Origin of the sequence: Microbispora corallina, from assembly GCF_016863035.1 — a bacterium.
In the GTDB taxonomy this organism is placed as follows: domain Bacteria; phylum Actinomycetota; class Actinomycetes; order Streptosporangiales; family Streptosporangiaceae; genus Microbispora; species Microbispora corallina.
Genome location: NZ_BOOC01000046.1, coordinates 1 through 21948, shown reverse-complemented (window position 1 = coordinate 21948; position 21948 = coordinate 1). Strand labels below are relative to the sequence as shown.

At 73.0% G+C, this 21948-nt stretch carries 20 protein-coding genes; 4 read left to right on the top strand and 16 right to left on the bottom strand.

The genetic code is table 11. The annotated features are described in order from the left end of the window. Positions 1-6: 6 nt before the first annotated feature. From yajC to pgsA, 14 genes are all read right to left on the bottom strand, one after another. A complete protein-coding gene (yajC, locus tag Mco01_RS33750; RefSeq protein WP_204060877.1) occupies positions 7-375 on the bottom strand; it encodes a preprotein translocase subunit YajC in 369 nt (122 codons plus the stop codon). A gap of 295 nt (positions 376-670) precedes the next feature. Next, positions 671-1720, bottom strand: coding sequence for a Holliday junction branch migration DNA helicase RuvB (ruvB, locus tag Mco01_RS33745; RefSeq protein WP_204060876.1), 1050 nt, complete (start codon positions 1718-1720; stop codon positions 671-673). A 46-nt stretch (positions 1721-1766) separates the two neighbouring features. Then, positions 1767-2387 carry a Holliday junction branch migration protein RuvA gene (gene ruvA, locus Mco01_RS33740; RefSeq protein WP_204060875.1) on the bottom strand — a complete coding sequence of 207 codons (621 nt, stop codon included), beginning with the start codon at positions 2385-2387 and terminating at the stop codon, positions 1767-1769. Then, a complete protein-coding gene (gene ruvC, locus Mco01_RS33735; RefSeq protein WP_204060900.1) occupies positions 2384-2986 on the bottom strand; it encodes a crossover junction endodeoxyribonuclease RuvC in 603 nt (200 codons plus the stop codon). The genes ruvA and ruvC overlap by 4 nt, the downstream gene beginning before the upstream one ends. A gap of 109 nt (positions 2987-3095) precedes the next feature. Next, positions 3096-4256, bottom strand: coding sequence for a GNAT family N-acetyltransferase (locus tag Mco01_RS33730; protein ID WP_204060874.1), 1161 nt, complete (start codon positions 4254-4256; stop codon positions 3096-3098). Positions 4257-4313: 57 nt separating this feature from the next. Further along, the gene (locus Mco01_RS33725; RefSeq protein ID WP_204060873.1) at positions 4314-5066 is read right to left on the bottom strand and encodes a YebC/PmpR family DNA-binding transcriptional regulator; all 753 of its coding nucleotides are present in this window, start codon (positions 5064-5066) and stop codon (positions 4314-4316) included. A 3-nt stretch (positions 5067-5069) separates the two neighbouring features. Then, complete coding sequence (gene pdxT / locus Mco01_RS33720; protein WP_204060872.1) at positions 5070-5660, bottom strand: pyridoxal 5'-phosphate synthase glutaminase subunit PdxT; 591 nt, start codon at positions 5658-5660, stop codon at positions 5070-5072. 67 nt (positions 5661-5727) lie between these two features. Next, positions 5728-6153, bottom strand: coding sequence for a MarR family winged helix-turn-helix transcriptional regulator (locus Mco01_RS33715; protein ID WP_204060871.1), 426 nt, complete (start codon positions 6151-6153; stop codon positions 5728-5730). Between the two features lie 70 nt (positions 6154-6223). Continuing rightward, complete coding sequence (gene pdxS / locus Mco01_RS33710) at positions 6224-7138, bottom strand: pyridoxal 5'-phosphate synthase lyase subunit PdxS (RefSeq protein WP_204060870.1); 915 nt, start codon at positions 7136-7138, stop codon at positions 6224-6226. Positions 7139-7254: 116 nt separating this feature from the next. Beyond that, a complete protein-coding gene (locus Mco01_RS33705) occupies positions 7255-8262 on the bottom strand; it encodes a DUF3048 domain-containing protein (RefSeq protein ID WP_239104112.1) in 1008 nt (335 codons plus the stop codon). A 131-nt stretch (positions 8263-8393) separates the two neighbouring features. Beyond that, entirely contained in the window at positions 8394-8930 is a 537-nt protein-coding gene (locus tag Mco01_RS33700) for a hypothetical protein (RefSeq protein ID WP_036333518.1), read from the bottom strand. After that, the gene (locus Mco01_RS33695; RefSeq protein ID WP_204060869.1) at positions 8927-10057 is read right to left on the bottom strand and encodes a glycosyltransferase family 4 protein; all 1131 of its coding nucleotides are present in this window, start codon (positions 10055-10057) and stop codon (positions 8927-8929) included. The genes Mco01_RS33700 and Mco01_RS33695 overlap by 4 nt, the downstream gene beginning before the upstream one ends. Then, complete coding sequence (locus Mco01_RS33690; protein WP_204060868.1) at positions 10054-11019, bottom strand: phosphatidylinositol mannoside acyltransferase; 966 nt, start codon at positions 11017-11019, stop codon at positions 10054-10056. Before Mco01_RS33690 ends, Mco01_RS33695 begins: the two co-directional genes overlap by 4 nt. After that, complete coding sequence (pgsA, locus tag Mco01_RS33685) at positions 11016-11621, bottom strand: phosphatidylinositol phosphate synthase (RefSeq protein ID WP_204060898.1); 606 nt, start codon at positions 11619-11621, stop codon at positions 11016-11018. The genes Mco01_RS33690 and pgsA overlap by 4 nt, the downstream gene beginning before the upstream one ends. A gap of 267 nt (positions 11622-11888) precedes the next feature. Between pgsA and Mco01_RS33680 the strand changes: the two genes are divergently transcribed. From Mco01_RS33680 to Mco01_RS33670, 3 genes are all read left to right on the top strand, one after another. Continuing rightward, on the top strand, positions 11889-14018 hold the full coding sequence (locus Mco01_RS33680) for an elongation factor G-like protein EF-G2 (protein ID WP_204060867.1): 2130 nt from the start codon (positions 11889-11891) through the stop codon (positions 14016-14018). A gap of 214 nt (positions 14019-14232) precedes the next feature. Next, entirely contained in the window at positions 14233-15834 is a 1602-nt protein-coding gene (locus Mco01_RS33675) for a glycoside hydrolase family 10-like protein (RefSeq protein WP_204060866.1), read from the top strand. Positions 15835-15925: 91 nt separating this feature from the next. Then, positions 15926-18151: a hypothetical protein gene (locus tag Mco01_RS33670; RefSeq protein ID WP_204060865.1), complete on the top strand. Its 2226-nt coding sequence runs from the start codon at positions 15926-15928 to the stop codon at positions 18149-18151. Between the two features lie 34 nt (positions 18152-18185). On the opposite strand, the gene Mco01_RS33665 is transcribed toward Mco01_RS33670, so the two are convergent. Next, entirely contained in the window at positions 18186-18734 is a 549-nt protein-coding gene (locus Mco01_RS33665; protein ID WP_239104111.1) for an HIT family protein, read from the bottom strand. A 274-nt stretch (positions 18735-19008) separates the two neighbouring features. Here Mco01_RS33665 and Mco01_RS33660 point away from each other — a divergent pair, with 274 nt between their 5' ends. Then, entirely contained in the window at positions 19009-19701 is a 693-nt protein-coding gene (locus Mco01_RS33660; RefSeq protein ID WP_204060864.1) for an Asp23/Gls24 family envelope stress response protein, read from the top strand. 87 nt (positions 19702-19788) lie between these two features. On the opposite strand, the gene thrS is transcribed toward Mco01_RS33660, so the two are convergent. Continuing rightward, the gene (gene thrS / locus Mco01_RS33655) at positions 19789-21765 is read right to left on the bottom strand and encodes a threonine--tRNA ligase (RefSeq protein ID WP_204060863.1); all 1977 of its coding nucleotides are present in this window, start codon (positions 21763-21765) and stop codon (positions 19789-19791) included. Positions 21766-21948 lie beyond the last annotated feature (183 nt).

Below are 21948 nucleotides of genomic sequence, written 5' to 3'. Positions count from 1 at the left end.
GCCTACTCAGGACTGCTTGGTGCTCGTATCGTCTCCGTCCCCCGTGTCGGGCCTGTCCACGACGGGACCGTCGGTGATCGTGTCGTCGGCCGGCCCGGGGACGTCGTCCACGGGCGTCAGCACGCGGCCGATCGCCCCCTTCACCCAGCGCGTCTGGACACCCGGGGCCACCTCGAGCAGGACGTCGTCGTCCTCCAGCCCGACCACGGTGCCGAACAGGCCCGTGGTGGTCATGACCCGCGCCCCCGGGGCCAGGGAGTTCTGCATCTGGGCCTGCTCCTGCTGCCGCTTGCGCTGCGGACGGATCAGGAGGAAATAGAACACCACTACCAGCAAGATCAGTGGCAGGAACGTCCCAAGCGGGTTGTTACCCACGGGGGCCACCCTTTCCGTTACGTGATGAACCGGCCGGAGCCGGAGGTCGTGTGCGCTTCCATGCGCGGCCGCGGCGACGGTGTGCGTCGGCGTAAGCGGCCAGTCAAGCCACGCAGTGTATGCGAGGCTCCGGAAGCCCGGCAACGAGGCCACGATCCGGCGCGCGGGAAAGTTCCCATTTCGTGCGGTTCGCAATCGTTCTGTGATCAGTGCTGGTCCCGACAACACGCATGTACGACTTGCGCCGTCCCGTTTCTCCGCGTTGCCGCCGATACCCGGTCGCCCGCTGAGGGCGCTACGCGTCGTCGAAGAGCGTCGACACGGCCGGGAATCCGAAGGCGTCAGGAGGCGGAGTCAGACCGAGGTGCGCCCACGCGGCGGCGGTGGCCACCCGGCCCCGCGGCGTGCGGGCGAGCAGGCCCTGCCGGACCAGGAACGGCTCGGCGACCACCTCCACGGTCTCGGGCTCCTCCCCCACCGCGACGGCCAGGGTGGACAGGCCCACAGGCCCGCCGCCGAACTTGCGCAGCAGCGTGGTGAGCACGGCCCGGTCGAGCCGGTCGAGCCCCTCCGCGTCGACCTCGTACAGGTTGAGCGCGGCGGCCGCCACCTCGCGGCTGATCGTGCCGCTCGCGCGGACCTCGGCGTAGTCGCGCACCCGCCGCAGCAGCCTGTTGGCGATGCGGGGCGTGCCGCGCGAGCGGCGGGCGATCTCGTGCGCGCCGTCCGTCGGGAGCTCGACCGCCATGAGCCTGGCCGACCGGAACAGCACCTGCTCCAGCTCGGCGACCTCGTAGAAGTCCATGTGCGCGGTGAAGCCGAACCGGTCGCGCAGCGGCGCAGGCAGCAGGCCCGCCCGCGTCGTCGCCCCCACCAGGGTGAACGGGGAGATGTCGAGGGGGATGGAGGTCGCCCCGGGGCCCTTGCCGACCACGATGTCCACGCGGAAGTCCTCCATCGCGAGGTAGAGCATCTCCTCGGCGGGGCGGGCCATCCGGTGGATCTCGTCGATGAACAGGACCTCGCCCTCGGTCAGCGTCGACAGGATCGCGGCGAGGTCGCCGGCGCGCTCCAGGGCGGGCCCCGAGGTCATCCGCAGCGGCGCGCCCAGCTCGGCCGCGACGATCATGGCGAGGGTCGTCTTGCCCAGGCCGGGGCCGCCGCTCATCAGCACGTGGTCGGGCGGCCGGTTGCGGCGCACCGCGCTCTCCAGCACGAGGGACAGCTGCTCGCGCACGCGTCCCTGCCCGATGAACTCCTCCAGGCGCCTCGGCCGCAGCGCCGCCTCGATGGCGTGCTCGTCGCCCTCGGGCTCCGGCGCCACCAGGTCCCGGTCGAGGCTCACGCCGCACCTCCCCGGTCCGTTGAACGTTTCATCGCCCGGGCCCCGCTCACCGGACGCTCAGGGCGCGGAGGGCGGACTTCAGCAGCGCGGCGACCTCGGGCGCCCGCCCGGCCGCCGTCTCGGCGTCGGCCTCGGGGGCGACGGCCGCCACGGCCTCGTCGGCGTCCCTGGCCGAGTAGCCGAGGCCGACCAGGCCGGAGTGCACCTGGTCCCGCCAGGCGGGACGGGCCGCCGCGCCGTTCAGGGCGGCGTCGACGGCGTGGCCGGGAGTGCCGAGCTTGTCCTTGAGCTCCAGCACGATGCGCTGCGCGCCCTTCTGGCCGATGCCGGGGACCATGGTCAGCGCCCTGATGTCGGCGCTCGCCACCGCGACCCGCAGCGCGTTGGGCGTGTGCACCGCCAGCATCGCGAGCGCGAGGCGCGGCCCGACCCCGCTGGCGGTCTGCAGCAGCTCGAAGACGGCCCGCTCGTCGTCGGCGGCGAAGCCGTACAGGGTGAGGGACTCCTCGCGGACGACGAGGGAGGTCGCGAGCCGGGCGGGCTCGCCCACGCGGAGGGTGGCGAGCGTGCCGGGTGCGCAGTGGACGAGCACGCCGACGCCGCCCACCTCGACCACGGCGCTGTCGGGCCCGACGGCCGTCACCTGCCCCGCCACGGATGCGATCACCGAGCACTCCCTCCCCCAGGCGGACGCCTGGCCACAGTCCTACCAGAGCCCTCGTCCGCCAAAGGGCCTCCCGGCGCGGGTCCGGGACGCCGGGCCCGGGCGAGCGCCTCGGCGAGCCGGTTCTGGACGCCGCCGCGCCACACGTGGCAGATGGCCAGGGCGAGCGCGTCGGCCGCGTCGGCGGGCCTGGGCATCGCGTCGAGCCGCAGCAGCCGGGTGACCATCGTGCCGACCTGCTTCTTGTCGGCGTTGCCGTTCCCCGTGATGGCGGCCTTGACCTCGCTCGGCGTGTGCAGGGCGACCGGCAGCCCCCGTCGCGCGGCGCAGACGATCGCCACCGCGGACGCCTGGGCCGTCCCCATGACCGTGCGGACGTTGTGCTGGGCGAAGACCCGCTCGACCGCCACGGCGTCTGGCCGGACTTCGTCGAGCCAGCGCTCGATCTCCGCCTCGACCGCCACGAGGCGGGAGCCGATGTCGTCGCCCGCCGGGGTGCGCACCACGCCCACCGCCACGAGCCGCAGCGGCGCGCCGGGGCGGCCCTCCACGACGCCGAGCCCGCATCGCGTCAGCCCGGGGTCGACCCCCAGCACCCGCAGCTCGGGCAACCGCACGGCGCCTCCCTGGTCCGCCCGCCCAGCGGCACCGGGACCGCCGAACACGTGTTCGGCGGGCAACTCTACCGTGATCAGGCCGGGGCCGCGCGCCTCAGAAGTAGTCGATCATGTACGCGTCGCAGCCGAAGGCCGCGTCGAGGGCGTCGTCGGTCTCCGGCGAGCCGCCCGAGAGCAGTCCCGCACGGCGGAGCGTGGCGGTCGGGACCCCGGCGTACAGGGCGGACAGGCCGCCAATCGTGAAGCGGGACGGCGACCCGGCCGGCCCTGAGGTCTCGGCCGTGCAGCCGCCGTCCGCCACCCGCAGGCGCCACATGCCCGAGTTGGACGACCGCAGGGCGTCGTCGACCTCGACGACCGCGTCGAGCGCGACGCCCGCGGGAAAACCCCGGCGCTCGACGGCGGCGGGCAGGTCGACGATCCGGAACATCCAGCGGTCCTGCGCGACCTCGTCCTTCGACCGCTCGCGCAGCAGCCACAGGACCGGGTCGCGGGGGTCGACGCAGGCCCGGACCGACTTCGCGACCGAGGAGGCCGACCCGACGAGCGACCAGAGGGCGCGGGCGGTGGCCTCGGAGCCGGCGACGAGGTTGTCCACCTCGATGTCCCCGCCGCTCCAGCGGTAGATCACGTAGCCGTCGTCGGCGAGGTAGCACATGTCGTCCTCGTCGCCGAGCCACAGGCGCCAGGTGCGCTCGTCCCAGCCCAGGGGGCCGGAGGAGCGGGCGGCGGCGTGCACCCGGTCGATCACGCCCATGAGCTCCGGCGCGTCGGCGGGCCCCATGCGGCGGATCTTCACGCCCGCGTCGGGCGGGGAGAGCGTACGCAGGGCCTCGGACGGCAGGGTGACCCGGTGCCGGACGCCGGCGTGCTCGTAGCCCACGCTCCGGTAGAGCGGCGTGGTGGCCGGGTAGAGCGCGGAGACCGGCTCCCCCAGCTCGGCGCAGCGCTCGATCACGGCCCGCATGAGCATGCGGCCCACCCCGCGCCCGCGGTCCTCGGGGGCGACGGTCACGCTGCCGATGCCGCCCATGGGCATCGCGCGGCCGTGCCACCACTGGCGGAACGGGTTGGTCCGGGCGGCGGCCACGAGCCGGGTGCCGTCGAACACGCCGAGGTAGCGGCGCTCGGGCAGCATCGGCGTGACCAGCTCACGCCAGGTCTGCGCGTCGCTCGCCGAGATGGGGCCGAACGCCCGCCTGCGGTTGTCGAGCACCGCGTCGAGGTCGTCGATGCCGAGGTCGCGAATCTCCACGAAGGAGAACCTATGCCGCGCCAGGCCGTCCGGGCGATCCGTTTTCCGCCGCCGCTCTCAGACCTCGAGCCTCTCCATGACCTCGTCGCTGACGTCGAAGTTCGCCCAGACGTTCTGCACGTCGTCGCTGTCCTCCAGTGCGTCGATGAGGCGGAACACCTTGCGGGCGCCCTCCTCGTCGAGCGGGACGTTGATCGTCGCCATGAAGCTCGCCTCGGCCGACTCGTAGTCGATGCCGGCGTCCTGCAGGGCCTTGCGGACCGGGATCAGGTCGGACGCCTCGGAGACGACCTCGAAGGTGTCGCCGAGGTCGTTGACCTCCTCGGCGCCGGCGTCGAGGACGGCCATCAGCACGTCGTCCTCGCTCAGCTCGCCCTTGGGGACGATCACGACGCCCTTGCGGTTGAACATGTACGACACCGAGCCCGGGTCGGCCAGCGAGCCGCCGTTGCGGGTGAGCGCGACGCGGACCTCGGAGGCCGCGCGGTTGCGGTTGTCGGTGAGGCACTCGATCAGGATCGCGACGCCGCCGGGACCGTAGCCCTCGTACATGATGGTCTGCCAGTCGGCGCCGCCGGCCTCGAGGCCGCCGCCGCGCTTGCGCGCCCGCTCGATGTTGTCGATCGGGACGGAGCTCTTCCTGGCCTTGGTGATGGCGTCGTACAGCGTCGGGTTGCCGTCCGGGTCGGGGCCACCGGTCCTGGCCGCGACCTCGATGTTCTTGATGAGCTTGGCGAACAGCTTGCCGCGCTTGGAGTCGAGCGCCGCCTTCTTGTGCTTCGTCGTCGCCCATTTCGAGTGGCCGGACATCGCCTAGAGCTCCCTCACCATTTCGACAAAGTACGAGTGCACCCGCGCGTCACCGGTCAGCTCCGGATGGAAGGACGTCGCGAGCAGCGGTCCCTGACGGACCGCGACGATCCTATCCCCCGGCGCTACTCGGCCCAGCACCTGAACGCCGGCGCCGAGGGATTGGACCCAGGGGGCGCGGATGAACACCGCGCGCGTCGTGCCGCGCCCGGCGAAGTCGAGATCGGCCTCGAACGAGTCCACCTGCCGGCCGAAGGCGTTGCGGCGGACCACCATGTCGATGCCGCCGAGGGTCTGCTGGCCCTCGATGCCGCCCTCGATGCGGTCGGCCAGCATGATCATGCCGGCGCAGGACCCGAAGGCGGGCATGCCCTCCTTGATGCGCAGCCGCAGCGGCTCCAGCAGCTCGAACGCGGCGGCGAGCTTCCACATCGCGGTCGACTCCCCGCCGGGGACGACGAGCGCGTCGACCGCGTCCAGCTCCTCCTGGCGGCGCACGGCGGACGCGGACGCGCCCGACGCCTCCAGCGCGCGCAGGTGCTCGCGCACGTCGCCCTGGAGGGCGAGCACACCGATCTTCGGCGCGGTCGTCACGGCGCTCCCTTCTTACGGCGACGATTCAGCGTATGGCCGGCTGTCCCGGCCGCCCAAACCGGACGGCTCAGGCCCGGCCGAGCCTGGCCAGGGCGGGCAGGGCGACCGACAGCGCCCGCCGCTCCTCGGGGGTGAGGGCGTCCAGCCGGCTGGCGAGGTAGGCGATCCTCGCCTCCCGCACGGTGCGCAGCCGGGCGCGGCCCTCGCTGGTCAGCTCCACCGTCCGCACCCGCGCGTCGGAGGCGTCGAACCCCCGGCTCACCAGGCCGGCCTCCTCCAGGCGGTTGACCTGGACGGTCATGGTGGGCAGCTGGACGCCGTGCTCCTCGGCCAGCTCGGTCATCCGGCGGGGGGCCTCCTCCAGGGAGCCGAGCACCGAGTACTGCTGCGCGGTGACGGGCTGGCCCGCCGTGGTCCTGCGCAGCAGCATCACGAGGTGGCGCAGCTCCAGGGACAGGCTCTCGGCCAGCCGGGCGGTCTCGTCCGTCGTCATGCTCGATCATCCGCCGGACGGCGGCCGGAGGCGCCGCGAGCGACGCCGCCGGCTCCCGTCACCGGAGGTCCTACCAGCCACGCTCGGCGAGGCGGTGCGGGACGGGGATGTCGTCGACGTTGATGCCGACCATGGCCTCGCCGAGACCGCGGGACACCTTGGCGATCACATCGGGGTCGTCGTAGAACGTGGTGGCCTTGACGATCGCCGCGGCGCGCCTGGCCGGGTCGCCGGACTTGAAGATGCCGGAGCCGACGAACACGCCCTCGGCGCCGAGCTGCATCATCATGGCGGCGTCAGCCGGGGTGGCGATGCCGCCGGCGGTGAACAGCACGACCGGCAGCCTGCCCTCGCGCGCGACCTCCGCCACCAGCTCGTACGGCGCCTGCAGCTCCTTGGCCGCGACGTACAGCTCGTCCTCCGGCAGGGAGGTGAGCCGCTTGATCTCGCCGCGGATCTTCCGCATGTGGGTGGTGGCGTTCGACACGTCGCCGGTGCCGGCCTCGCCCTTGGAGCGGATCATCGCGGCGCCCTCGGTGATGCGGCGCAGGGCCTCGCCGAGGTTGGTGGCCCCGCACACGAACGGCACGGTGAACTGCCACTTGTCGATGTGGTTGGCGTAGTCGGCCGGGGTCAGCACCTCGGACTCGTCGATGTAGTCGACGCCCAGCGCCTGGAGCACCTGGGCCTCGACGAAGTGCCCGATCCTGGCCTTGGCCATCACGGGGATCGACACCGCGGCGATGATGCCCTCGATCATGTCGGGGTCGCTCATCCGGGAGACGCCGCCCTGGGCGCGGATGTCGGCCGGGACCCGCTCCAGCGCCATGACGGCGACGGCCCCGGCGTCCTCAGCGATCTTGGCCTGCTCCGGGGTGACGACGTCCATGATGACGCCGCCCTTGAGCATCTCGGCCATCCCGCGCTTCACACGGGCGGTGCCGACGGCGGTGGTCTCGTTGACTTCGGGGACGCTGCTGGACACGGTCTACCTCACGACGGCGGGCCTACGGGTTTCCCCTCCATCGTAGGTCCTGACCGATCCCGACCCTGACGTACCACTATGTCAGGGTCGATCACGCGTTTTGTACGAGATGACCATCAAGGGGCGACGGGCTTGCGCGAGGCGAGCACCACCCAGACCTGTCCGCGGGCGAACGCCATCGGCTTGCCGTCCGCGGTCGTGTAGGTCGTGCCCTCCTTCTCGGAGGGTCGCGACCACCGCATCCGGTAGGCCTGGCCGTCCCGCAGGACGACGCCGGTGCCCTTCCCGACCGTGTGCACGAGCGGGGTGTAGCTGCCGTGGAAGTCGTGGAACTGCGACCGGTCGGTCTTCACCCACTGGATCACGACCGTGGGCGCGCCCTGCTGGCCGCCCTCGGCCGCCATGTCCTTGGCGCCGTCCTGCGTGACCAGCCACCGCTTCTCCGAAGCCGACCAGGCGAAGACGAAGCTCGCGGCCGGATACCTGACCGTCACCCGCTTCTGCGGCGTGCCTCCCGCCGGGGGCTCGTCGGAGAACGTGAACCCGATGTCGGCGGCCTTGGCGGCCTGCGGGGCGTGGGCCAGGAGCTTGCGCGGGCTGGCGAACAGGTTGTACGGCGCCACACGGCCGGGGACCCGCGTGTAGGCGGCGGGATCGCTGCTGTCGGACACGTCGTACAGCGGCGCCTTCTGCACGAACGGGATCATCTTGGTCTGCACGCCCGAGTAGGCCAGGGCGGGCTTGCCGAACTGCGGCAGGATGTGCAGGTCGGAGATGCGGGCGCTGCGGACCGGGCCGACCTGGGCGGGCAGCTTCGAGGAGAAGATCGCCATGATGCGGGTGAGGCCGCCCTCGACCTGCTCCAGGTAGACGATGTCGGCGCTGCGCAGGCCCATCTGCGGCTTGCCGGCCGAGGTGTTCTCGATCTTCACGGCGAGCACGGGCTTGCGCGCGCTCACCGGCCGCCCGGTGAACGGGTGCTCGGGCGGCGGGGTCGGCGACGGGGAGGCGGCGGCCGGGCTGCCCTCCCCCTGCGCGTGCGGGGCGCCGCCGCCGTCGGAGGAGCACGCCGCCCCGGTGAGGACGACCCCGAGGGCCAGCGTGTAGCCGATCACTGCCCGCACCGCAACAGCTCCTCCCCTGAAGAGCCCCCGTGACCAGGCACGACACGCCCGGTTTGGCGAACCCTCGCGATGAAACGGGACGAGCTTACCGGCCCGGGGCCCGGCTGCCCGCACCAATGCGGCAGAAGGGGTTATTCCGCGGCCAGAGACTCCGGCGGGGCGTCGTCGATCTCGAAGAACTGGGGGTAGTCGGTGTGCCCGGCCAGCCGCAGCGACCGGGCCAGCCAGCGCCGCTGGGCCGTCCGGGTGACGGCGGCGGCGTTGTTGTAGAACCGGCGGGAGTACACGACCTTGGCGACCGCCTCCTCCAGCTCGGCCAGCAGGGCCGACCCCGCGGGCAACTCGGCCAGCTTCTCCCGGAACCGCTCCTGGTCGACGACCGCGCGCAGCGTCCGCGACAGGTCGCTCTCGGCGTGCTCGCGCTCGTCGGGGCCCGCCGTACGGGCCTCGTGGGCGGCGGCGGCCAGCACGAGCGAGGTGGCGGGGTCGAGGATGCGGGACCCGGCCAGCTCCAGGCACACGGCGGCGCGGCGCAGCAGCGCGGCGTCCAGGGCGGCGTGGGCGGTCTCCAGCCGGATGTGCAGCCGGTCGAGGCGGCCGGCCCGCCACGAGACGTAGACGGCGGCGAGCACGACGATCACGCCCGCCACGAGGATCAGCGTCGTCACGAGATCTCCTCCACCACCCCGCCGGTGGCGTGGGTCACGGTCTCGTACACCCGGACGACCTCGCGCGCGACCGTCGACCAGTCGTACCTCCGCACGGCCTGGCGGGCCTCGTCCGACAGCTTGGCGCGGCGCGAGGGGTCGTCCAGCAGCCGGGCCGCCTCACGGGCGAGCGCCGCCGGGTCCCCCGTGGCGAACAGCGCGCCGGCCTGCCCGTCGCCGAGCACCCGGCGGAAGGCCGGGATGTCGCTGGCCAGGATCGGCGCGCCGGCCGACATGGCCTCGGTCAGCACGATGCCGAAGCTCTCGCCGCCCAGGTTGGGGGCGCAGAAGACGTCGACCGAGTGGTAGGCGCGGACCTTGTCCTCCTCGCTGACCATGCCGAGCAGCCCCACCCTGTCCCGGTACGGCCGGGGCACCCGCTCGAGGACGTCGTCCGGGTCGCCGGGGCCGGCGATCAGCAGCCGCAGGCCCGGCCGTTCGGGGGCGAGCAGGGCGAACGCCTCCAGCAGCACGGGCAGCCCCTTGCGCGGCTCGTCCATGCGGCCGAGGAAGCCGATGACGCCGCCGTCGGGGCCCCATCCCGGCAGCGGCTCCCCCTCGGCGTACCGGCTCACGGTGACGCCGTTGGGGATGAGCACGGCGTCGCCGCCGAGGTGCTCGACGAGGGTCCGCCGGGCGGCGTCGGACACCGCGATCCTGCCGGTGAGCTTCTCCAGCGCGCTCTGCAGCATGGGCGCGGCCACCGACATGGCCCGGGACCGCTCGTAGGAGGCGTGGAAGGTCGCCACGATCGGCCCGCTCGCCACCCAGCAGGCCAGCACCCCCAGGGACGGCACGGCGGGCTCGTGCACGTGGAGGACGTCGAACCGGCCCTCCCTGATCCACTTGCGGACCCGGTTGGCCGACAGGAACCCGAACGCGAGCCGGGCCACCGACCCGTTGTACGGCACGGGGACGGCCCGGCCGGCGGAGGTGACGTACGGGGGGAGGTCGGCGTCGTCGGCCGCCGGGGCGATGACCGACACCTGATGCCCGTCGGCGATCAGCGCCTCGGCGAGGTCGCGGATGTGCGCCTGCACGCCCCCGGGGACCTCCCACGTGTAGGGGCAGACGATGCCGATCCTCACCGCGCTCCCTCGGGACGCGGCTCCAGGTCGTCGAGCCAGAGGCGCTGGAGCATGTGCCAGTCCTCCGGGTGCTCGGCGATGCCCTTCTCGAAGACCGCCGCCACGCTCTGGGTCATCGCGGCGGCCTTCTCCTGCCGCGTGCCCTCCGCGGGCACCGGGATCTCGTCGTACACGCGGACGCCCCAGCCGCGGCCCTCGAACCACAGCACGGCGGGGAGCAGCGGGGCGCCGGTCTGGATGGCCAGCAGCGCGGGCCCGGCGACCATGCGGGTGCGCGCGCCGAAGAAGTCGACCTCGATGCCGGAGGCGGTCAGGTCGCGCTCGGCGGGCAGGCAGACGGGGCGGCCCTGGCGCAGCCGCTTGGCGAGCGTGCCGAAGGCCATGGCGCTGCCGCCCTCCCGCCTGGTCAGCGGCAGGACCTCCATGCCGAGGCTCTCGCGGTAGGCCACGAACCGCTCGTACAGCGACTCGGGCCTGAGCCGCTCGGCGACCGTCGTGAAGGGGTAGCCGACGTGGACGAGCCAGGCGCCCGCGAGGTCCCAGTTGCCCATGTGCGGCAGCGCGATCACCGCGCCGCGGCCCTTCTTGACGTTGTCGAAGATGTTCTCGGCCCCCGTGATGTTCATCCCGGAGACGATGCGCTCGCGGCTCATCGAGGGCAGGCGGAACGACTCCATCCAGTAGCGGAAGTACGACCGCATCCCGGCGCGGCTGAGCGCCCGCACCGCCGGGGCGGCGGGATCGGCGCCGACCACCCGCGCGAGGTTCGACTCCAGGCGCAGGACCGAACGGCCGCGCCTGCGCCACAGGACGTCGGCGAGGACGCGGAAGAACCACGCGGCCACGCGCTCGGGGACGTACCGCACCAGGGCCCAGCCCAGCGTGTAGGCGGAGGCCACCAGCCGGTCGCCGATCGGCACGCGGGGCCGGGGCCGCCCGGCTGGGCCGGCCGGGGAGGTCATCGCACCACCGCCTGTCGGTAGACATGGACCATACGCTGCACGACCGTCACAGCGCTCGCCGCGGCGAGCAGCCACAACCCGGCCGCCAGGATGTACGGCACGCCGAGGCCGGACAGGCCCGCCGCCACGAGCACGACCACGAGCCGCTCCCCCCGCTCGGCGAGGCCCACGTCCGCGGTCATGCCGAGGCCCTCTGCCCGGGCCTTCGCGTAGGACACCAATGCTCCCGCGACGAGGCAGAAGAGCGCGACGCCCGCGAGGAGGATCTCCGGCTCCTTCTCGAGGACGAAGTACAGGATGAGGCCCGAGAAGATCGCGGAGTCGCCCAGGCGGTCGAGCGTGGAGTCGAGGAAGGCCCCCCACGTGCTCCCCGACCCCGTCATCCGGGCGAGGACGCCGTCGAGCAGGTCGGCGAAGACGAAGAACGTGATCACCAGCGTGCCCGCGAACAGCATCCCGCGCGGGTAGAAGAACAGCGCCGACGCGACCACGCCGAGCGTCCCGACGGCGGTGATCACGTCCGGGGATATCCCGAGGCGGGCGAGGGCTCGCCCCAGCGGGGTCATGACTCGGGTGACGGCGGGGCGCAGCAGTTTCAACATCGCCGTCCGATCGTAGGCCATGAACGCCCGCCCCACCTCGCAAGCACATTCCACCGAAAAGTCTTGTGATATGCGCCACATGGGTAAAGGGTGAAGAACACGCGCCTGTGCGGCCGCGGGGAGCTGACGTGGGGGTTAACGCCACATGGACTCCCGCGCGGGCTCCGCCGAGGCGGGCCCCCGGGCGCGGACAGCGACGGCATGAGCGGCCGGCGCACGGCGCGTGCCACGCGCCCCGCCCGGCGGCTCGGAGATTCGGGAGGCGACGTGGCCGAGAGATCACCGGGCGCGACAACAGGGGCCGCGGGCAGGGCACCCGCGGCCGATCGGCCGGACATGGTGCGCAATGTCGTGCTGGTCGGCCATTCCGGAGCCGGGAAGACGACCCTCGTCGAGGCGCTGCTGGCGGAGACCGGCGCCGTGCAGCGCGTCGGCCGGGTCGAGGACGGCACCACGGTCAGCGACTTCGACGAGGTGGAGGTGCGCCAGCAGCGGTCCGTCAACCTGGCGCTCGCCCCCACCACCCACAACGGCATCAAGATCAACCTTCTGGACACGCCCGGGTACGCGGACTTCGTCGGCGACCTGCGCGCCGGGCTGCGTGCGGCCGACGCGGCGCTGTTCGTCGTCTCGGCCGCCGAGGGCGTCGACGGCCTGACCCGGATGCTCTGGGACGAGTGCGCGCTCGTCGGCATGCCGCGGGCCGTGGTCATCACCAAGATCGACCACCAGCGGGCGAACTTCGACGAGGTCCTCGCGAGCTGCCAGGACGCGTTCGGCGACGGCGTCGCGCCCCTCTATCTTCCCGTGGACGGAGCCGGTCTGCTCGGCCTGCTCTCGCAAAGGTTCTTCGGCTACACGAGCGGCTCACGGACCGAGCGTGAGCCCTCACCCGACCAGCTCGCGCTGATCGAGCAGTACCGGGGCGACCTGATCGAGGGGATCATCCAGGAGAGCGAGGACGAGTCCCTCATGGACCGCTACCTCTCCGGCGAGGAGATCGACACCAAGGTCCTCATCGACGACCTGGAGAAGGCGGTCGCCCGCGCCAGCTTCTACCCGGTGCTCGCCTCCGGGCCCGGGGTCGGCATGCGGGAGATCCTCGAGGTCGTCACCCAGGGGTTCCCGTCGCCGCTGGAGCACCCGCTGCCCCAGATCACGACCGTGGACGGCAAGCCGGTGTCCGGCGTGACCGCCGACCCGGACGGCCCCCTGGTCGCCGAGGTCGTCAAGACCACCAGCGACCCGTACGTCGGAAGGATCAGCCTGGTCCGGGTGTTCTCCGGCACGCTGCGGCCCGACATGACCGTCCACGTCTCCGGCCACGGCCTGGCCGAGCGCGGCCACGACGACCACGACGTCGACGAGCGCACGGGCGCGCTCACCTCGCCGCTCGGCAAGGTCCAGCGCACGGTCGGCAAGTGCGTCGCGGGCGACATCTGCGCGATCGCCAAGCTGTCGCGGACCGAGACCGGCGACACCCTGTCCGACAAGGACAGCCCGCTGCTGATGACCGCGTGGACCATGCCGGACCCGCTGCTGCCGATCGCCATCAGGGCCCACTCAAAGGCCGACGAGGACAAGCTCAGCCAGGCCCTCGGCCGCCTCGTGGCGGAGGACCCGACCCTGCGCCTGGAGAACAACCCCGAGACCCGCCAGCTCGTGCTGTGGTGCATGGGCGAGGCCCACTCCGACGTGCTGCTGGACCGGCTGGCCAAGCGGCACGGCGTCGAGGTGGAGAAGGTGGACCTGCGGGTGCCGCTGCGGGAGACGTTCGGCGGGAAGGCCCAGGGCACGGGCCGCAACGTCAAGCAGACCGGCGGCCACGGGCAGTTCGCCATCTGCCACATCGAGGTCGAGCCGCTGCCCTCGGGCAGCGGGCTGGAGTTCGTCGACAAGATCGTCGGCGGCGTGGTGCCCCGGCAGTTCATCCCGTCGGTGGAGAAGGGCGTCCGGGCGCAGATGGAGCGCGGCGTCGTCGCCGGCTACCCCGTCGTCGACATCCGGGTCACCCTCCACGACGGCAAGGCCCACTCGGTGGACTCCTCCGACATGGCCTTCCAGATCGCCGGGCAGCTCGCCCTGAAGGACGCGGCGGCCAAGTGCGCCACCCCGCTGCTGGAACCGGTCGACGAGATGTCCGTCCTGGTCTCCGACGAGTACGTCGGCGCGGTGATGTCCGACCTGTCCTCCCGCAGAGGGCGGGTCCTCGGGACCGAGCCCGTCGGCACCGGGCGCACGCTGGTGCGGGCCGAGGTGCCGCAGCTGGAGATCACGCGGTACGCGATCGACCTGCGCTCGATGTCCCACGGGACGGGCACCTTCACCCGGTCGTTCCTGCGGTACGAGCCGCTTCCGTCGCACCTGGCCGACAAGGTGGCCGCGACGGCCGAGTAATTCTTCCGGCCCGGGCCGTCCACGGTCCGGTAAACGGCCTCCTGCCTGGGGTTTCCCGGGCGGCGGGTTTCGCCCGCCCGCCGCCCGGGGAGCCCCTTTACGTGCGTCTCGTCACACGCGTATCACGAGTCGATTTCTTTTTTCGGGCTAAACCGCTCGTTTGCCGATGCCAGACTGAGGGCCGGACTTATCGGCAATTCGGGAGGGTCGCCACGTGAGTGAGCGGGGCCGCAGGCAGGTCAGTCGCCCGTTGATCGCCACCACCCTGGTCGCCACAGTGGCGGCCGGGGCGGCCTACACCTTCGGGCCGGGCGCGCGGGCGGACCAGGCGGACCGGAAGGCCTCGCCCTCGCAGGAGCGCTCGCGGGCCGCGGACGCGCCCGCCCAGAGCCTGACCGCCGCGGCGTCCTGCGCCACCAGCGCCCGCTACCCCAAGCGCCAGCTCCGGGGCGTCTGGATCGCGACGGTGCACAACCTCGACTGGCCCTCGCGCCCGGGGCTGAGCCCGGCCCGGCAGCAGGCCGAGTACCTGAAGATCCTCGACAGCGCCGTGAAGCACCGGTTCAACGCCGTCTTCGTCCAGGTCCGCCCGGCCTCCGACGCGATCTACCGCTCCTCGCTGGAGCCGTGGTCCCAGTGGCTGACCGGCACCGCCGGCAAGGACCCGGGCTGGGACCCGCTGCCGTTCCTCGTGGACGAGGCGCACAAGCGGGGCCTGGAGTTCCACGCCTGGTTCAACCCGTTCCGCGCGGCCGACAGCGCCACGTCGAAGCTCCCGGCGAGCCACCCGGCCAAGGTCCACCCCGACTGGGTGGTCAAGCACGAGGGCCGCCTCTACTACAACCCCGGGCTGCCGCAGGTCCGCGACTGGGTGACCAAGGTCGTCACCGACGTGGTGCGCCGCTACGACGTCGACGGGGTGCACTTCGACGACTACTTCTACCCCTACCCCGGCAACGGCGCGAAGTTCGCCGACTCGGCCGCGTACAAGAAGTACGGCAAGGGCATGTCGCTGGGCGACTGGCGGCGCCGCAACGTCAACGAGCTGGTGGCGGAGGTGTCCCACGCCGTCCACGCGGCGAAGCCGTACGTGAAGTTCGGGATCAGCCCGTTCGGGATCTGGCGCAACAAGGCGGAGGACCCGGGCGGCTCGGCCACCAAGGGCATGTCCGGCTACGACGCGATCTACGCCGACGCGAAGGCGTGGATCAAGGCCCGCTCGGTCGACTACGTGATGCCCCAGCTCTACTGGCCGCGGGGCTTCGCCGCCGCCGACTACTCGGTGCTGCTCCCCTGGTGGGCGAACGCCGTGAAGGGCACCGGCGTCGACCTCTACATCGGCCAGGCGCTCTACCAGGTCGGCACCACCGGCGCCTGGACCAAGGCGGGCGAACTGCCCGCGCACCTCGCGCTCAACCGGAAGTACCCCGAGGTCGGGGGCGACGTCTTCTTCAGCGCCGCCCAGCTCGTCAAGAACCCGCTCGGCGTGCTCGACCGCATCACCAAGGAGCACTACACCCGGCCGGCGCTGCTCCCGCTGCTCACGGGCTTCGACACGACCGCCCCGGCCGCCCCCCGCGGGGTCGCCGCGTCCGGCGGCACGCTCACCTGGAAGGCCCAGCCCGGCGCCCGGGCGTACGGCGTCTACCGGGTGGCGGGCGACGACGCCTCGTGCGCCACGGCCGACGCCCGCAACCTGGTGGCCGTCGTCCCGGCCTCCGCCGCCCCGTCGTACGCGACGACGGCGCCCGGCGCCTACTACGTGACGGCCCTCGACCGCCTGGGGAACGAGAGCGCGGCCGTCCCCGCCGGTTGACGCGATGAGGGGCGCGGCCGCCCCGGGTCCGGTACCGTGGACGCGAGCTTCAGCAAGATCATGTTCGTGAAGCGGATCGGGGAGGTCACCGGTGAGGCGAGCGCTGGTCGCCGTCGTGCTCGGGTTGCTGGCGGGCGCGCTGACGCCGGCCGCGTCCGCCGCGGCGGCCGGGTCCGCGACGGCGGGCGAATCCGCGACGGCGAGCCGGTCCGCGTCGGCGGGTGGTTCCGCGGTGAGCGCGTCGGCGACGGCGGGCGAGGCCATGACGGCGAGCCGGTCCGCGACGGCGGGCGGGCCGCGGATCGCCCTGGTCGGCGTGCCCGGGCTGCTGTGGAGTGACGTCACCCCGGCCGACACCCCGAACCTGTGGCGCCTGGCCGGCGGCAGCGCCCTCGGCTCGCTGTCGGTGCGCACCGTCGGCAACGTGACCTGCCCGTACGACGGGTGGCTCACGGTCTCCTCCGGGGTGAGGTCGGCCGTCGGGGGGCGCTGCGGGATGCCTCCCGTCCCGGACAGGAGCGGCGAGGGCGCCGTCGTGCCGGAGTTCTCGTGGCTGTGGGAGGTCCGCGGCCAGGACGGCACCGGCACGCTCGGCCAGGCCCTCCACGACGCCCGCAGGACGACGATGGCGGTGGGGCCGGGCGCCGCGCTGGCCCTCGCCGACCGCCGCGGCCGGGTGGACGTCTACGCCGCCTCCCCCGCCGAGGTGACCGACTGGTCGCGCGCCGACGTGCTGGCCGTCGACATCCCCGACCTGATCACGCCGTACGTCCAGGGGGACAGGATCGCCGCCGTCCCCGAGCCGCTCTCCCCGCAGGCGCGCCTGGCGGCCGTCAGGGCGGCGGACGCGCGCCTCGGCGAGGTGCTCCCCCGGCTCGGGACCGCCCCCGTGCTCCTCGCGGGCCTGGGCGACCACGCGTCGGTCCCGCACCTGCGCGCCGCGATGCTGCGCGACCCGGGGGCGGCGGACGGCGGGCGGGCGCGGTGGCTCGGCGGGCGGTCCACCCACCGCGACGACATGGTGATCCTGCCCGACCTGACGGCGACGATCCTGGCCCGGGCCGCCGTCCCCGTCCCCGCGGCCGTCGTCGGGGTCCCGGCCGAGACGGCCCCGGCGGGCGGCGGCGACCTCGCCGGCCGCGTCGAGGCGCTGCGCGTCGGCGACGTGGCGGGGCAGACGATCAGGAACATGACCGGCGTCTTCTTCACCTCGCTGGCCGTGCTGCAGGTGCTGTTCTACGCCGGGGCGTTCCTGCTGCTGCGCCGCCGCGAGGGTCTGCGCGCGGTGCGGGTCGCCGCCATCGCGCTCGCCGCGATCCCGGTGTCGACGTACCTGGTGAACCTCACGCCCTGGGCCCGCGCCCCGCAGCCCACGCTCACCCTGGTGGGGGGCATCGCCCTGGCGGCGGCCGCGCTGACCGTCGTGGCGCTCGCCGGGCCGTGGCGGCGCGGCGTGGTCGGGCCGGTCGCGGTGATCGCCGCGGTGACGGCCGCGGTGCTGCTGGGCGACCTGCTGACCGGCACCCCGCTGCAGCTGAACAGCGTCATGGGCTACACGGGTGTGGTGGGCGCGCGCTACTACGGCCTCGGGAACATCCCGTTCGCGCTGCTGGCCACCGCCGTCCTGCTGGTCACCACGGTGGTCGCCGACCGGCTGGTCCGCTCGGGACGCAAGGCGCTCGGGGTGGCGCTGGTGGCCGCGCTCGGCGGGTTCGCGATGCTGCTGGACGGCTGGCCGGGCGTGGGCAGCGACTTCGGCGGGGTGATCGCGTTCGTCCCGGGCATCGCCGTGGCCGCGCTGCTGGTCGCCGGGAAACGGGTGTCGGTGATCCGGCTCGCCGCCTTCTGCGTCGCCGGCGGCGTGGTCGTGATGGGGATCGCGTTCCTCGACTACCTGCGCCCGCCGGACAGCCAGACCCACCTCGGCCGGTTCGTCGGGCAGGTGCTCGACGGCACGTTCCTGCCGGTGATCTCCCGCAAGCTCGGGGCCATGCTGCACACGCTGATCAGCCCCAACCTGATGCCCGTGGTGATCGCGGCGTTCGCGTTCCTGGTCTTCGCGCTGCTGCGGCCCGGTCAGGCGAGCGCGGGCGCCCTTCCGGTGGCGTTCGAACGCGCCCCGACGCTCAAGGCGGGCCTGCTGGGCGCCCTCGTCAGCGGCGTCGTCGGCATGCTGGTGAACGACTCCGGCGCGGCCGTGCTCTCGATGGCCCTGGCCCTGGCCGTTCCGCTCGTGCTGAGCGCCGGCATCCGGGCGCTCCAGCTCGGCGACCCGGTGCCCGCGACGGCGGGCGCGCACGCCGGCCGTACGGGCTGACCGGCCACCGCCCCCGGCTCGGGGACGGTCGGGCTCAGGAGGCGGGCCAGGCGTCGGCGAGCAGCTCCCGGGTGTCGCGCAGGAGCTGCGGCAGGACCTTGGTCCGCCCGACCACCGGCATGAAGTTGGTGTCCCCGCCCCACCGGGGCACGACATGCTGGTGCAGGTGGGCCGCGATGCCCGCGCCGGCCACACTGCCGAGGTTCATCCCGACGTTGAACCCCTGCGCGCCGCTCGCCTTGCGCAGCGCCTGCGTGGACCGCTTGGTGAACTCGGCCAGCTCCGCCGTCTCCGCCTCGTCCAGGTCGGCGTAGTCGGACACGTGCCGGTACGGGCAGACCATCAGGTGGCCGGAGTTGTACGGGTACAGGTTGAGCACGGCGAACACGGTCGCCCCGCGTGCCACGATCAGCCCGTCCTCGTCGGAGAGCTTGGGGATCTCGCAGAACGGGCAGCCGTCGTCCGTCCCGGCCCCGCTGGGCTTGTTCTCGCCCTTGATGTAGGCCATCCGGTGGGGGGTCCACAGACGCTGGAAGTTGTCGGGCACCCCGGCGCCGGCCTGCTCGATCGGCTCTGAGTCCACGTTCCCGCTCTCCTCCGTCCCTGCTCCGCGCCGGATCCCCGCCGCCGCCTGTCCAGCAGCATATGACCCGCCGATCTCTCCGCGGACCCCCGGGTCGGCCCGCTGCCGCGGCGTTCGTCCGGGCCGGCGGCCGCCGGCGGGACGCCGGTCGCGGGACGGCGGTCGCTCCACATGCCCACCAGATCAGCAGATATCCGGTATTTCCGGAGATCATCCGGCAGAATCCCCCTGCCGATCGGGGTTCGCCGAGGCGTCGAGCAGCAGGAGGGGTCAGATGAGCGAGGTCGCAGAGGTGCGGGCCGGGCAGTGGCAGGAGGATTCCGAGACCGGCGACGAGACCGGCGAGGAGCCCTGGACGACCGGGGACGCGGTGGACGGAGACGCCACGCCCGGGGACGCCGTGGACGGGGACGCCGCGGACGGGGACTCGCCCGCGTCCGGGCTGGAGGGAGCGCCCGTGGCGCCGGGGTCCGACGGCGCGCCCGCGCAGGACGGGGCGGCGGGCCAGGACGGGGCGGCCGCGTCCGACGCGGCCGGGCAGAACGGGGCCGCGAGCGTGTCCTCCGGGGCCGAGACCTCGGGCACGGGGATCGTCAGGGGCCGGATCAAGGTGGCCGACGAGGTGGTGGAGAAGGTCGCCGCGCTGGCCGCGCTGGAGATCCCGGGCGTCGCGGACCTCGGCGGCGACGTGGAGCGCGCCCTCGAGTCGGTCCGCGACCGGATCGGCATCGGCGCCAAGCGGGCGAACCAGGGCGTCAGGGCCGGGATCCGCGACGGCGAGGTCACCGTGGACGTCACGATCGTCATCGTGTACGGGCATGTGGTGATGGACGTCGCCACGGAGGTGCGCACCAACGTCGCCCGGCTCGTCAGCCGGATGCTCGGCATGCGCGTCGTCGAGGTCAACGTCACCGTCGACGACGTCCGCATGCCGGGCCGCCCCTCCGGCGACGACGCGGACGCCTGACCGCGCCGGTCCCGGGAGTCGGGGCTGCCTGGACGAGGCCCCCGACCCGCCGTACGGGCTCCCGCGGGAGCCCGTACGGGCAGGGCGTCAGGTCTGGATGCGGCGCTCGACGGCGTCGACGATCTCGGCGACCGCCTCGTCGATCGGCACGCCGTTCTTCTGCTCGCCGTTCCGGTAGCGGAAGGAGACCGCTCCGGCGGCGACGTCGTCGTCGCCGGCGAGCAGCATGTACGGCACCTTGGCCTTCTGCGCGTTGCGGATCTTCTTCTGCATGCGGTCGTCGCTCTCGTCGACCTCGACCCGGATGCCCTGCTCACGCAGCCGCTTGGCGACGTCCTGGAGGTAGGGCACGTGGGCGTCGGAGATCGGGATGCCGACGACCTGCACCGGGGCGAGCCACGCCGGGAAGGCCCCCGCGTAGTGCTCGACCAGGACGCCGAAGAACCGCTCGATCGACCCGAACAGGGCCCGGTGGATCATGACGGGCTGCTGCCGGGTGCCGTCGGACGCCTGATACTCCAGCCCGAAGCGCTCGGGCAGGTTGAAGTCGAGCTGGATGGTCGACATCTGCCAGGACCGGCCGATGGCGTCCCGGGCCTGCACCGAGATCTTCGGGCCGTAGAAGGCGGCGCCGCCCGGGTCGAGGACCAGTTCGAGCTTCTCGGACTCGGCCACCTCCCGCAGGGTCTGGGTGGCCTCCTCCCACGTCTCGTCGGAGCCGACGAACTTCTCCGGGTCCTTGGTGGACAGCTCCAGGTAGAAGTCCTCCAGGCCGTAGTCGCGCAGCAGGTCGAGCACGAACCGCAGCAGCGAGGTGAGCTCGTCGCGCATCTGCTCGCGGGTGCAGTAGATGTGCGCGTCGTCCTGGGTCAGGCCGCGCACCCGGGTGAGGCCGTGCACCACGCCCGACTTCTCGTACCGGTAGACCGTGCCGAACTCGAACAGCCGCAGCGGCAGCTCCCGGTAGGACCGCCCGCGCGCCCCGAAGATCAGGTTGTGCATCGGGCAGTTCATGGGCTTGAGGTAGTAGCGCGCGCCCTCCAGCTCCATGGGAGGGAACATGCCGTCGGCGTACCAGTCGAGGTGGCCGGAGATCTTGTACAGGTTGTCCTTGGTGATGTGCGGGGTGTTGACGAAGGAGTAGCCCGCCTCCTCGTGCCGGCGGCGGGAGTAGTCCTCCATCACCCGGCGGATCACGCCGCCCTTCGGGTGGAACACCGGCAGGCCGGAGCCCAGCTCGTCGGGGAACGAGAACAGGTCGAGCTCGGCGCCGAGCTTGCGGTGGTCGCGCTTCTCGGCCTCCTCCAGCAGGTGGAGGTACTCGTCCTGCTTCTCGCGGGACTCCCAGGCGGTGCCGTAGATGCGCTGGAGCTGCGGGTTCTTCTCGCTGCCCCGCCAGTAGGCGCCGCCCGACCGCATGAGCTTGAAGGCGGGGATGACCCGGGTGCTGGGCAGGTGCGGACCGCGGCACAGGTCCTTCCAGCACAGGTCTCCCGACTTGGGGTCGAGGTTGTCGTAGATGGTCAGCTGGCCGCCGCCCACCTCGACGCTCGCGCCCTCCCCGGCCTCGGCCGCGCCGCCCTTGAGCCCGATGAGCTCCAGCTTGTACGGCTCGGCGGCCAGCTCCTCGCGGGCCTCGTCGTCGCTCACCGGCCGCCGACGGAAGGTCTGCCCCTGCTTGACGATCTCGCGCATGCGCTTCTCGATGCGCTTGAGGTCGTCCGGGGTGAACGGCTCGCGGACGTCGAAGTCGTAGTAGAAGCCGTTCTCGACCGGCGGGCCGATGCCGAGGCGCGCCTCGGGGAAGATCTCCTGGACGGCCTGGGCCATGACGTGGGCGGTGGAGTGGCGCAGGATGGCGCGGCCGTCGGGGCTGTCGACGGCGACCGGCTCCACCACGTCGCCGTCGGCGACCTCGGCGGCGAGGTCGCGCAGGTCTCCGTTGATCCTGGCCGCGATCACCGACCGGCCGTCGGCGTCGAGCGCCTCCCCGGCCGTCGTGCCCGCCGCCACCACGCGCTCGGCTCCAGCGAGGGTGATGTGCAGATCGTGGGCGGCAGACACGGTGGCTCCTTCATCCATGGGCACGGATCGCTGAGACGTCCCCGCGGGCCCGCGGAAGGGGCGGGCGGGGCTCCGGAATCCGATGCTACCGGTGCCGGAGCCCCGAAATCGCGCGCTTATCTCCCGGTCCGGCGTGGCGGGCGCCGGAGACGGCGGCCGGCGCGGCTGTGCCGCCGGTCAGTA